The following is a 12,760-nucleotide window of genomic DNA, read 5'->3' on the forward strand; positions in this document are numbered from 1 at the left end:
GCGGTGGCGCCGACGAACACGCCGGTCCGGGTGCCGCGCAGCGACGACGGCGCGATACCGGCGCTTTCCAAGGTCTCCCAGACGACTTCGAGCACCAGTCGCTGCTGGGGTTCCATCGCCTGGGCTTCCCGCGGCGAGATGCCGAACAGGCCGGCGTCGAACCCGGCGACGTCGGCGAGGAACCCGCCCGGCCGCCCGGTGCCGAGCACCGACGCGGGCCAGCCGCGGTCGGCGGGCATCGCGGTGATGGCGTCCACTTCGGACTCGACGAGCCGCCAGAGTTGTTCGGGGGAAACGGCTCCGCCCGGGTACCGGCAGCCGAGGCCGACGATGACGACGGGATCGGCGTCACCGGAGGAGACGAGCTCGGGTGCGCTCACCGGCGCGGTACCGGCGAGGTGCTCGGCGAGCGCGCGGGCGGTGGGGTGGTCGAACAGCTCCGTCGTGGCCAGCGTGCGGCCGGTGGCGGCGCCGAGGCGGACCGCCAGGTCGACGTTCATCGCCGAGTCGAAACCCAGTTCGCGGAACGACGTCCCCGGGTCGACTTCGGCGCCGAGCACGGCGGCGGCTTCGGCGCGGACGAGCTTCAGCAGGTCGCGGTCGACGGCCGGGGTCGTGACGGGGTCCGGCCGGGGGGCGTCGAACCAGTGGCGTTCGCGGTCGAAGGCGTAGGTCGGCAGGTCGAGCGCGCGGCCGCCGCCGGTGAGCTTCGTCCAGTCGACGTCGATGCCGTGGACGTGCAGCTCGGCCAGCGCCGCGACGGCGCCGAAGTCCTCCGGGCGGCGGGAGCGGGACGACCGCACGGTCACCGCGTCGCCCTCGACGCAGCCCCGCACCAGCGAGGTGAGCGTGCCGTCCGGTCCCAGCTCGAGGAACGCCGTGATCCCCTGGCGGGACAACGTGGTGACGGCGTCGGCGAAGCGGACGGTGTCGCGCACCTGGCGGACCCAGTGCTCGGGGGTGCACAGCTGCGCGCGGCGGATCTCGCGGCCGGTCACCGTCGAGACCACCGGCAGCCGCGGCGGGCGCAGGTCGAGCTGCTCGACGACCCGGCGGTACTCGGCCAGCATCGGGTCCATCAGCGGCGAGTGGAAGGCGTGCGAGACGTCGAGGCGGCTGACCTTGCGGCCGTCGGCCTCGAGCCGGGCGGCCAGCGCCAGCACCGGCTCCTCGGGCCCGGCGAGCACGACGGCGGCGGGCCCGTTGACCGCGGCGAGCACGACGTCGTCGCCCAGCAACGGCTCGACCTCGGCGGCGGCGGCGCGGACCGACACCATCGCGCCGCCCGGCGGCAGGGAGCCCATCAGCCGGCCGCGGGCGGTGACCAGCACGCAGGCGTCGTCGAGGGACAGCACGCCGGCGACGTGGGCGGCGGCGATCTCGCCGACCGAGTGCCCGGCGACGTACGCCGGCTCGACGCCCCACGAGGCGAACAGCCGGTACAGCGCGACTTCGTAGGCGAAGAGCGCGGGCTGGGTGTGCCCGGTCTCGGCGAGCACGGCGGCGTCGGCGGACCCCGGCTCGGCGAACAGCACGTCCCGCAGCGGGCGTTCGGTGTCGCAGCGCGCGCAGATCTCGTCGAGCGCTTCGGCGAAGACGGGGAACCGTTCGTACAGCTCGCGGCCCATCCCGGGGCGTTGAGAACCCTGGCCGGGGAACAGGATCGCGAGGCGGTGCTCCCCCGCCGTCCCGGCGACGACGTCGGCCGACGGTTCGCCGGCGGCGAGCGCGGGCAGGGCGGCGGGGTCGAGCACGACGGCCCGGTGCGGGAACGCGCTGCGGGTGGTGGCCAGGGAATGCGCGACGTCGAGCGGGTCGGCGTCTCGTCCGGCGAGGGCGCCGGCCTGGCCGCGGAGGGCGCCCGGGGTGCGGGCCGACAGCACCCAGGGGGCTTCGTTCGGGGTGCGCGGGGGCGGCTCCGGCGCCGGGGGCGCGGCGGAGAGGACGAGGTGGCAGTTGGTGCCGCCCATGCCGAACGAGGAGACGCCGGCGTAGGCGGCTTCGGGCCAGGGAACCGCTTCGAGGGCAACGCGCAGGCGCCAGTCGTCGAACCGGATGGCCGGGTTCGGGTGCTCGTGGTTGCGGCTGGGCGGGACTTCGCCGTGGGACAGCGAAAGCGCGACCTTGAGGAGGCCCGCGATGCCCGCGGCGCCTTCGAGGTGGCCGATGTTGGTCTTGACCGAGCCGACCCACAGCGGGTCTTCGCCGCGGCCGGGCGCGAAGACGGCACCGAGCGCGGCGGCTTCGAGCGGATCGCCGACGCGGGTGCCGGTGCCGTGCAGTTCGACGTACCGGACGGCGTCGGCGGAGACGTCCGCGCGGCGCAACGCGGCCCGGATGACCGCTTCCTGGGCCTCGGCGCTGGGTGTGGTGAGGGTTTCGCTGAAGCCGTCGTTGTTGACCGCGCCGCCTTCGATGACGCAGTGGATGCGATCGCCGTCGGCCAGTGCGGCGGCGAGGGGCTTGAGGACGACGAAGCCGCCGCCTTCGCCGCGGACGTAGCCGTTGGCGCGTGCGTCGAAGGTGTAGCAGCGGCCGTCGGGCGAGAGCCCGCCGAACCGGTCGGCGGCGATCGTGCTCTCCGGGGCCAGGTTCAGCTGCACGCCGCCGGCGAGTGCCAGCTCGGCTTCGCCGCTGCGCAGAGCTTCGCAGGCGAGGTGCACGGCGACCAGCGACGACGACTGCCCGGTGTCCACCGACAGGCTCGGCCCGCGCAGGCCGAAGGCGTAGGAGATGCGGTTGGCGACGACCGCGCGGCTCTGCCCGGTGAGCGTGTGGTGCCCGATCGCGTCCGCGCCGCGCTGCTTGAGCAAGGTGGCGTAGTCGTCCGCGCCGGCGCCGACGAAGACGCCGGTCGAGGAACCTTCGAGGGTCTTCGGGACGATCCGCGCGTCTTCGAGGGCCTCCCAGCCGAGTTCGAGGGCGAGGCGCTGCTGCGGGTCCATGGTCGCGGCCTCGCGGGCCGGGATGCCGAAGAACGCGGCGTCGAAGGTGTCCACTTCGGACAGGAACCCCCCGCGCCGGGTTCCGGGCGGGACGTCGGCGCGGCGGTTCGGCGGGACGTCGCTGGTGCCGTCGGCACCGTCGCGCAGCAGGGTCCAGAAGGCACCGGGCGCGGGCGCCGCGGGCAGCCGGCAGGCCAGGCCCACGATCGCGACGGCACCTTCGCGGACAACGTGCTCGGCTCGATCCACCGCGGCGCTCCCAGTGATCCGGTTCGAGCGGCCGCCCGGCCGCCTCGCGACGCCGGAGCCACCGCCGGGGTTCAGGTCGAAGGCGACTATGCCGGGGGTGGGGCCGGTTTTTCCCCAGAGATCGAGGCGGGCCTGGTCCGGGTCCTGGTCCGGACGTCATGAACGACCCTTTCACCGCGTCCGGTGAGGTGAACGACCCGTTCATGACGTCGGTCACGCCCCCTCTGGCAGGACTTGAGCCGAAGGGCCGCGCAAACCGGCCGAGACGAAGTCTGCGGTTTTCCGTGGTTTCCCGGCGCCATGCTCTTCGCGCCGGATGACCCGAAGGAAGGCAGGCCATGGCAAGCATCGGACGGGCGTTGAGACGCCCCTGGATCGTCCCCTTCTACTTCCTGGTGTTCGGGTTCCTCGCGTTCCGGCTGCCCAACTACCTGGGCTTCGACCCGAGCAAGTCGACCGCCGCCACGCGGCTCGACCTGCCGTTCTACTACCCGTTGCTGGTCGCGCACATCGTGTTCGGCTCGGTCGCGTTCGTGACCGCGTCGATCCAGGTGTGGCCGTGGCTGCGCAACCGGTACCCGAAGCTGCACCGGATCTCGGGGCGCGTCTACGTCCTGGGTGGCGCGCTGCCGGCCGGGCTCGCGATCCTCACCATCACGCCGTTCCTCACCCACGGCGCCGGGCAGAAGGCGGGCAACGCGCTGCTGGGCCTGCTGTGGCTGGGTACGACGATCGTCGGGTTCCGGCGGGCGCGGCAGGGGCGGATCGTCGAGCACCGGGAGTGGATGCTGCGCAGCTTCGCGCTGTGCTTCTCGATCCTGGCGTCCCGGTTCTGGCTGGGCCCGGCCATCCTGTGGCTGGAGCCCGAGGTCTTCACGATGGGCGTCGACGGCCCGGCGGCGGTGCAGGACCAGGTGTCCACGCTGACGTCGTGGATCCCGTGGGTGGTCAACCTGCTGATCGCGGAGTGGTTCAACCACCGCGCCCGCTACAAGGCACTGGGCCGCCAGGCGGCCAAGCGCGCGGCGGCGAAGATGACAGCGGCCGCACCCGCGCCGGCCGTCGCGGTCGAGCCCGTGCACCACGCAGCCCCGGAACCCGCATTGGCGCCGAACACGAAGACCCCGGTCCTCGAGCGGCCGGCCCCCGACCCCGTCCCCTAGTCTCGCGGCTGCCTTCCCGCGGCGGGGAAACCCCGGCACTACCCCAGGTGCCGGGGTTTCTTCGCGCGCTCAGGTCAGCGGGACGTACTCGCCGCCGGGGCGGGTCGCGTGCGTCGAGGCGCTCGTCAGGAAACGCCCGCGCACGACGCGGACGTAGGCCCCGTCCAGCGGGAAGACCAGCACGAACTTCCGTCCGGCGTGCCCGCACAGCACGAGGCCGTCGCGCAGGTTGCCGAGGAATTCGACGATGTCGCGTTCGACTTCCGCCGCGTGGTCGCGCTGGCCGTCGAGCGAGATGTCGTAGGTGGCGTGCCGGCCGGTCGCCGGGTCGCGCGCCGAGAACTCCAGGCCGAGCCACTGCCCCGGCTCGACGACCACCGTCGCCTGCCACGTCGAGCCGCTCAGCCGCCACTTCGACGACGCGCCGTTCTCGTCGGTGACCGCCGCCCCGGGGAACTCGCGGAGGAAGTCCAGCACTTCAGTCCGCTTCGATGCCGCGCGACGTCAGTTCCGCTTGCAGCGAGCCGCTCAGGAACTCCGACCCGAGCACCCGGCGCAGGTTCGGCAGCAGCGGCAGGTCGGCCAGGGACCCGACGTCGAACAGGTCGTCCTCGCCGTCCCAGACCGGGGCGCAGTGCTGGTACACGGTCAAGCCACCGTCCAGCACCAGCTCCTCCACCGTCGCCAGCAGGTCCGGGGCGATCTCCAGCGCCGTGAAGTACGCGCGGGCCTCCGGCAAGACCTGGTAGGCCAGCCCGCGGTCGTACGCGTACTGCCACGGGTCGGCCGCCGGCAGCGCCTCGGCGATGTCGAACGCCGGGGTCAGCGTGCGGTCGCCATACATCAGTTTCTCGACGACGACCAGCTTGAAGTTGAAGTCCTGGAACACACCCCGCAACCTAGCCGACCGGGGGCAGCCAGGCCTGGACCGCCGCCACCGCGTCCGCGATGTGCTCCTCCACGATCGTGAAGTGGTTGCCCGGCACGTCCGTCACCGTGTCCGCGTGGGGCCACGACGAGCGCCAGTCCACCGACTCCTGCTCCGCGACGATCGGCTCCGACGCGCGGACCAGCAGCGTCGGGCACGGCAGCGGCCCCAGCTCCCAGCCCTCCATCAGGTCGAAGCACCAGGCCATCGCCGACAGCCCCGCGCTCGTCACCTCGGTGTACTGCTGGTTGCGCTTGTACAGCCCCTGCATCAGCCCGCCACCCGCGCTCGCGACGAACTCGCTGTCCACCGCGTACGGGTCCAGCAGCGCGACGCCGGCGGGGGGTGTGCCGCGGCGGCAGAGCTCCGTCGCGATCGCGTGCACCAGCAGGCCGCCGGTGGAGACGCCGAGCACGATCGCCGGTTCGCCGCCGGTGTACGCCGAGATCGCGTCGGCCTCCGCCGCGACCAGTGACTGGCGGTCGGCCGGGAGGGCTTCGCCGTCGGTGAAGCCCGGGATCGGGACCGCCGAGACGTCGTGGCGGCCGCGGCAGGACGCCGCGAACAGCGAGTACTGCTGCACCCCCGCCATCGCCACCAGCGCCGGGACGCAGATCAGGTGCGGGCCGGGTGCCGCGTCCGGGTCGCGGCGGGCCAGCCGCAGCGGGCGGATCGGGCGGGTCAGCTCCGCCGACGTGCGGAACTTCGGGCGCAACGTCGCCGCCGCGCGCAGGAACGCGATCGCGTCCGCCTGCTGCCCGGCCTTGAGCGCGTCGGTGAACAGGCCCGCGATCGTCTCCGGGGCCTGCACGGACACCGTCGTGGTGATCTCCCCGGACGTCGGTTCGGCCGCCAGCTCGGCGGCCAGGTGGCCCGCCAGCTCTTCCGGCGTCGGGTGGTCGAACACCACGCCGACCTGCAGGATCAGGTCGGTCGCGGTCTGGAGGCGGTTGCGCAGGTCCATCGCGGTCAGCGAGTCGAAGCCCAGCTCCGGGAAGCTGCCGTCGACCGGCACGGCGGCCGCGCTCGGGTGCCCGAGCACCGCGGCGGCCAGGCCGCGGACCAGCTCCAGCACCGCTTTGGGCCGGTCGCCTTCGGGCAGCTGCGCGTACGTCCGCGCGAACGAGCCCGTGTCCTGCTCGGCCGTGGCCGCCGAGCGGCGCGACGGCGGCGGGAGGAGCGCGTACATCATCCGCGGCACCTCGCCGGCCGCGCGCATCGCGGCCAGGTCGAGGCGGATGGCGGCGAGCACCGGCTCCGGGCGGGCCAGCGCGGCGTCGAACAGGGCGACCCCCTGCTCGGCCGAAAGCGCCAGCGCTCCCCCGCGTTCCTGACGGCGGCGGCCGGCCTCGTCCAGCCGCGCCGCCATCACGCTGCTGTCCCCGGCCCAGGTGCCCCACGCGATCGACGTCGCCGGCAGGCCGAGCGCCCGCCGGTGGTGGGCGAGCGCGTCGAGGAAAGCGTTTGCGGCCGCGTAGTTGGCCTGGCCCGCGTTGCCCGCCAGCCCGGCGAACGACGAGAACAGCACGAACGCTGTCAGCTCGCGGTCGCGGGTCAGTTCGTGCAGGTGCCAGGCCGCGTCGAGCTTCGGCGCGAACACCGTGTCGAGCTTCTTCGGGGTCAGCGAGCCGAGGACGCCGTCCTCCAGCGCGCCCGCGGTGTGGACGACCGCCCGCACCGAAGGTTCCGCGTCGAGCAGCCGGGCGAGAGCGTCCCGATCGGACACGTCGCACGCGCGGATGTCCACAGTGGCGTCGAGCTCGAGCGCGAACTCCGCCGCACCGGGCGCGTCCGGGCCGCTGCGGCTGACCAGCAGCAGTTCGCGGACGCCGTGCTCGGCGACCAGGTGCCGGGCGACCGCCTTGGCCAGCGCTCCCGTCCCGCCGGTGACGAGGACCTTGCCCGCCGTCCAGTCCACAGTGGATTCCTCACCGCGGACCCGGGTCAGGCGGCCGACGTGCGGGACGCCGTCACGCAGCACGACCTGCGGTTCGCCCGAGGCGAGCAGGCCGGGCAGCAGCGGCAGCAGGTCGCGGATGGACTGGTCGCCTTCGCGTTCGAGGTCGGCCAGCACGATCCGGCCGGGGTTCTCCGTCTGCGCCGAGCGCAGCAGGCCCCACGCGGTCGCGCCGGCGAGCGCGTCTTCCGTCGCGCCGCGGGTGACGAACACCAGCCGGGTGGTGCGCAGCCGGTCCTCCTCGAGGAACGCCTGGACCTCGCCCAGCACCCACTTCGTCAGGTCGCGGGCCGCGTCGCGGTCGTTCTCCGGCCGCACCGGCACCAGCGGCATGAGGATCACCTGGGGTGCGGGCAGGCCGTCGTCGAGGGCCCGGGACAGCGCGCCGATGCCGAGGAACGTCTCGACCGCGCGGCCGAGGGTGTAGACGGCGCCGGTCAGCCCGAACTCGTCGGCGCCGGCGACGACCCACGTGCCGTCGGCGAGCCGGCCGGGCTCGGGGGCCGGCACCGGCTGCCACTCCCAGCGGAAGAGGCTGTCGCCGTGCGCCGGGGCAGTCTCGATGGCGCCGGCCGCCCGCAGCAGCAGCGAACCGACCGAGACGATCGGGGTGCCGGTGGTGTCGGCGAGGTCGACGCGGACGCTGTCCGCCCCGGTCGGGCTGATCCGCACCCGGGCCCGGGACGCGCCGACCGCGTACAGCTCGACGTCGGTCCACGAGAACGGCAGCCGGCTGCGGCCCTCGCCGGTGAACGACGCCGCGTGCAGAGCCGCGTCGAGCAGCGCGGGGTGCAGGGCGCACGCGGCCGCCTCGGGCCGGTTGGCCTCCGGCAGCGCCACTTCGGCGTAGACGTCTTCGCCGTGCCGCCACGCCTTTTCGAGGCCGCGGAAGAGCTTGCCGTACCCGAACCCGTTCCCGGCGGCCGTTTCGTAGAAGCCGGTCAGGTCGATCGGTTCGGCACCAGCCGGCGGCCACTCGGCGGGGAACTCCCCCGCCTCCGGCACATCTCCGGCGCGCAGGACGCCGGTGGCGTGGCACGTCCACGGCTCGTCACCGGCGTCCGGTCGCGCGTAGACCGACAGCGTGCGGCGGCCGGCCGGGGTCAGCGGGCCGAGCACGACCTGGGTCCGCACGGCCTGCCCGGGCGGGACCACCAGCGGCACGGCCAGGGTCAGCTCGTCGACGACCGGGCAGCCGGCCTCGTCGCCGGCGCGGACGGCCAGCTCCAGGAACGCGGTGCCGGGCAGCAGGACCGCGCCGCCGAAGGTGTGCTCGGCCAGCCACGGGTGGGTCGGGACCGAAAGCCTCGAGGTGAACAGGAAACCTTCGGTGTCGGGCAACGCCGTCACGGCGCCGAGCAGCGGGTGCTCGGCGGAGGCGAGACCGAGCGCGGTGATGTCGCCGGTCGCCTGCATCGTGCCGCGCGGCCAGAAGTCCGTGCGCTGGAAGGGGTACGTCGGAAGTGCGACGCGCGCACCGTCGGGGAGCTGCCAGCCGACGTCGGCGCCGCGGGCGAAGGCGGCGCCGAGCGCGGCCAGGAACCGGTCGGGGCCGCCGTGGCCGAGCAGCAGGGTCGCCGACGCCGTCGCGCCGGTGCCCGACTGCTCCAGCAGCGCCTGCAGGCCGAGGCTGAGCACCGGCTGCGGGCTGATCTCGACGAAGTGACGGGCGCCGCGGTCGAGCGCGGCGAGTACGCCGGCGTCGAACCGCACGGTGCGTTCCAGGTTGCGGTACCAGTATTCGCCGTCCAGCTCGGGGCCGTCGAGCCAGCGCTGGTCGGCGGTGGAGTAGAACGGGATCGCCGACTCGGCCGGGTGCAGTTCGCCCAGGACGTCGAGGAGTTCGTCGTGCAGCACGCGCACCTGGGGGCTGTGCGCGGCGAAGTCGACGCCCTCGACGCGCCAGCGCATCAGCCCGGCCGCCGACAGGCGCTTTTCCAGCGTGGTCAGCGCTTCCGGTTCGCCGGCGACGGTGACCGTGCGCGGCCCGTTGACCGCGGCGATCGACAACGTGCCTTCGAAGTCGCCGAGCAGCTCGCCGACTTCGGCTTCCGACGCCATCACCGACAGCAGGCCGCCGTGGCCGGCCAGCCGCTCGCCGATCAGGCGGCTGCGCAGGGTCACGATCCGCGCGGCTTCGGGCAGGGAGAGCACGCCGGCGAAGCAGGCGGCGGCGATCTCGCCCTGCGAATGCCCGAGCACGGCGGCGGGCTGGACGCCGTAGGAGCGCCAGAGGTGCGCGAGCGACACCATCACCGAGAACAGCACCGGCTGCACGACGTCGACCCGGTCGACCGAAGGCGCGCCCTCGACGCCGGTCAGGACGTCCAGCAGCGACCACTCGACGTACGGCTTCAGGGCTTCGGCGCACTCTTCGATCCGGGCGCGGAAGGCCGGCTGGGTGGCCAGCAGCCCCATTGCCATCTCCGGCCACTGCGAACCCTGGCCGGGGAACACGAACACCGGGCTGGGCGCGGTGGTCACCGTGCCGGTGGCCACGGTCGGCGCCGGCACGCCGGCCGCGAGCGCGGACAGTCCTTCGCGGAAGGTGGCGTGATCGGTCCCGGCCACGACGGCCCGGTGGTCGAAGCGGCTGCGGGCCAGCAACGCGCGGGCGATGCCGGACAGCGGCTGGGCAGGGTGCTCGTCGAGGTGCGCCAGCAGCCGGGAAGCCTGTGCGGCCAAGGCTTCCGGCGACTTCGCCGACAGCACCCACGGGATCGCGGCCGGTTCCGCGCCCGCCGGGGCGGGCTCGGCGGGTGGGGCCTGTTCGAGGACGACGTGCGCGTTGGTCCCGCTGACGCCGAACGACGAGACGGCGGCCCGGCGCGGGGCCCCGGTCCGCGGCCACGGCCGGGGTTCGGTGAGCAGCTCGACGTCGCCGGCCGTCCAGTCGATCTTGGTGGACGGCTGGTCGGCGTGCAGGGTGCGCGGCAGGACGCCGTTGCGCATGGCGAGGATCATCTTCAGCACCCCGCCGACGCCGGCCGCGGCCTGGGTGTGCCCGATGTTCGACTTCAGCGAGCCGAGCCACAGTGGACGGTGCTCGGGCCGGTCCTGGCCGTACACCGAGATCAGCGCCTGCGCTTCGATCGGGTCACCGAGCGACGTGCCGGTGCCGTGCGCCTCGACGACGTCCACATCGGATGGTGAGAGTTTCGCGTCGGCCAGCGCGGCGCGGATCACGCGTTGCTGCGACGGGCCGTTGGGCGCGGTGAGGCCGTTGGACGCGCCGTCGGAGTTGACCGCGGACCCGCGCAGCACGGCGAGGACCTCGTGGCCGTTGCGCCGCGCGTCGGACAGCTTTTCCAGCGCCAGCATGCCGACGCCCTCGGACCAGCCGGTGCCGTCGGCACCCTCGGCGAACGCGCGCGAGCGGCCGGTCGGCGAGAGCGCGCCCTGACGGCTGTACTCGATGAACACCATCGGCGTCGACATGATCGCGACCCCGCCGGCGAGCGCGAGCGAACATTCGCCGCGGCGCAGGGCCTGTGCGGCGAGGTGCATCGTGACCAGCGACGACGAGCAGGCCGTGTCGACGCTGACGGTCGGGCCTTCGAAGCCGAAGGTGTAGGAGATGCGTCCCGAAGCGACACTGCCGGCGCTGCCGTTGCTCTGGTAGCCCTCCAGGTCCTCGGTGACGCCCTGCAACGCGATCGCGTAGTCGTTGTACATCACGCCGACGAACACGCCGGTGTCGCTGCCGCGCAGGGAAAGCGGGTCGATGCCCGCGCTTTCGCAAGCCTCCCATGCGGTTTCGAGCAGCAGCCGCTGTTGCGGGTCGGTGGCCAGCGCCTCGCGCGGGCTCATCCCGAAGAACGCGGCGTCGAACCCGCCCGCGCCGTGCAGGAAGCCGCCCTCGGCGGTCGCCGACGTGCCGGGCCCGCCGACGTCGCCGAGCAGGTCGGCCAAGGGCCAGCCGCGGTCGTCCGGGAAGCCGGAGATCGCGTCGGTGCCGTCGTCGACCAGCCGCCACAGGGCTTCGGGGGTGTCGACGTCGCCGGGGTAGCGGCAGCTCATGCCGACCACGGCGATCGGCTCGTCACCCGCGGACTCCGCGGCGACCAGGCGCTCGCGGGTGCGCTGCAGGTCGGCGGTCACCCGGCGGAGGTAGTCGAGCAGCTCGGCTTCGGTCGCCACGGGTCACTTCACCCCCAGATCGTTGTCGATGAACGCGAGGAGCTCGTCGGCGCCCAGCGCGCCGGCGGCCGGGGTCTCCCCCGGGTCGCCGGGGCCGGTCCACTTGACGAGCAGGGCTTGCAGCCGCACGGTGATCGCGGCGCGGGCGTCGTCGTCGGCGGCGACGGCGGACAGCAGGCTTTCCAGCTTCTCGATCTCGGCCAGCGCCGGGCGGGCGGCGGCGCCGTCCCCGAGCGCGGCGGCGACGAGGAATTCGGCGACCCGGGTGATCGTCGGGTGGTCGAAGACCAGCGTCGCCGGCAGCCGCAGGCCGGTGCGGGCTTCCAGGCGGTTGCGCAGCTCGACCGAGGTCAGCGAGTCGAAGCCGAGGTCGGTGAAGCTGACGGCGGGCCCGACCGCGCCGTCGTGCCCGAGCACGGCCTCGACCTGCTTGCCGACCAGGGCGATCGTGACGGGCAGCCGTTCTTCGGACGGCAGCGGCGCCAGCCGGGCGGCCAGGTCGCCCCCGGGTTCGACGGCCGCGGCCCGCTTCGGCGCCGCGGTGACCAGGCCGCGCAGAGCGGGCAGGAGCGGGTCCTGGCCGCGCAGCACGGCGAGGTCGAGCCGCAGGGCCGCGACCACGGGCGAGCCGGCGTCCAGCGCGGCGTCGAACAGCGCGACACCGTCCTCTGTGGACAGCGGGGGCAGGCCGGAACGGTGCATCCGGGCCAGTTCGGCGTCGGAGAGCGTGCCGGTCATGCCGCTGCCGGCGTTCCAGGCGCCCCAGGCGATCGAGACCCCGGCCTTGCCCTCGGCGGCTCGCTGGTGGGCGAGCGCGTCGAGGAAGGCGTTGGCGGCGGCGTAGTTGGCCTGGCCGGCCGCCCCGAGGGTGCCCGCGATCGAGGAGAAGAAGACCAGCCGGGTGCCGGGTGCGGTGAGTTCGTGCAGGTGCCAGGCGGCGTCGACCTTGGGCGCGAAGACGGTGTCGAGGCGTTCCGGGGTCAGGGCCCCGAGGACACCGTCGTCGAGCACACCCGCCGCGTGCACGACGGCGGTCAGTTCGACCTCTGCCAGCACCTTGGCGAGTGCGTCGCGGTCGCTGACGTCGCAGGCGACGACCTGGGCTTCCGCGCCCAGCTCGGCCAGTTCGGCGACGAGGTCACCGACACCGGGCGTGTGTTCGCCGCGGCGGCCGAGCAGCACCAGGTGCCGCACCCCGCGCCCGGCCAGGTGCCGGGCGAAGGTGGCACCCAGCCCCCCGGTGCCACCGGTGATGAGCACGGAATCCCCCCAGTCCGCACTTTCACGTGAAAGTGCGGGCCCCGGGTGGGCACTTTCACGTGAGAATAGCTCCCGACTGTACTCCAGGAAAATAAAAACCAATATAGAATGAGGTAGT

6 protein-coding genes (1 of these 6 only partly in view) are annotated in these 12,760 nt (G+C 73.8%); 1 reads left to right on the forward strand and 5 read right to left on the reverse strand.

Going from position 1 to position 12,760, the window contains the following annotated elements; translation table 11 throughout:
* Positions 1-3,194, reverse strand: partial view of an SDR family NAD(P)-dependent oxidoreductase gene (locus AB0B33_RS45835; protein ID WP_360784266.1) — the start only. Its footprint begins 24,229 nt before the window's first position; only the first 3,194 of its 27,423 coding nucleotides appear in the window; the start codon lies at positions 3,192-3,194; its stop codon lies beyond the left edge, outside the window.
* 338 nt (positions 3,195-3,532) lie between these two features.
* Here AB0B33_RS45835 and AB0B33_RS45840 point away from each other — a divergent pair, with 338 nt between their 5' ends.
* Positions 3,533-4,357: a DUF2306 domain-containing protein gene (locus AB0B33_RS45840; RefSeq protein WP_360784269.1), complete on the forward strand. Its 825-nt coding sequence runs from the start codon at positions 3,533-3,535 to the stop codon at positions 4,355-4,357.
* Positions 4,358-4,426: 69 nt separating this feature from the next.
* On the opposite strand, the gene AB0B33_RS45845 is transcribed toward AB0B33_RS45840, so the two are convergent.
* Genes AB0B33_RS45845 through AB0B33_RS45860 form a run of 4 tightly spaced genes read right to left on the reverse strand, consistent with a single transcriptional unit; the run spans position 4,427 to position 12,642 of the window.
* Positions 4,427-4,834 (reverse strand): hypothetical protein, encoded by a 408-nt coding sequence (locus AB0B33_RS45845; protein ID WP_360784272.1) that lies wholly within the window; start codon positions 4,832-4,834, stop codon positions 4,427-4,429.
* A gap of 1 nt (position 4,835) precedes the next feature.
* Positions 4,836-5,246, reverse strand: a complete 411-nt coding sequence (locus AB0B33_RS45850; protein ID WP_360784274.1) for a hypothetical protein — start codon at positions 5,244-5,246, stop codon at positions 4,836-4,838.
* Positions 5,247-5,256: 10 nt separating this feature from the next.
* Positions 5,257-11,382, reverse strand: a complete 6,126-nt coding sequence (locus AB0B33_RS45855; protein WP_360784277.1) for a type I polyketide synthase — start codon at positions 11,380-11,382, stop codon at positions 5,257-5,259.
* A 3-nt stretch (positions 11,383-11,385) separates the two neighbouring features.
* A complete protein-coding gene (locus tag AB0B33_RS45860; RefSeq protein ID WP_360784280.1) occupies positions 11,386-12,642 on the reverse strand; it encodes a beta-ketoacyl reductase in 1,257 nt (418 codons plus the stop codon).
* Between the last annotated feature and the right edge of the window lie 118 nt (positions 12,643-12,760).

The sequence above is a fragment of the Amycolatopsis sp. NPDC049159 genome (assembly GCF_040648295.1).
Lineage (GTDB): Bacteria > Actinomycetota > Actinomycetes > Mycobacteriales > Pseudonocardiaceae > Amycolatopsis > Amycolatopsis pretoriensis_A.

Bases quoted from the DNA above. Each gene is read 5' to 3' on its own strand.
- AB0B33_RS45840 (WP_360784269.1), top strand. From the start codon at position 3,533: ATGGCAAGCATCGGACGGGCGTTGAGACGCCCCTGGATCGTCCCCTTC.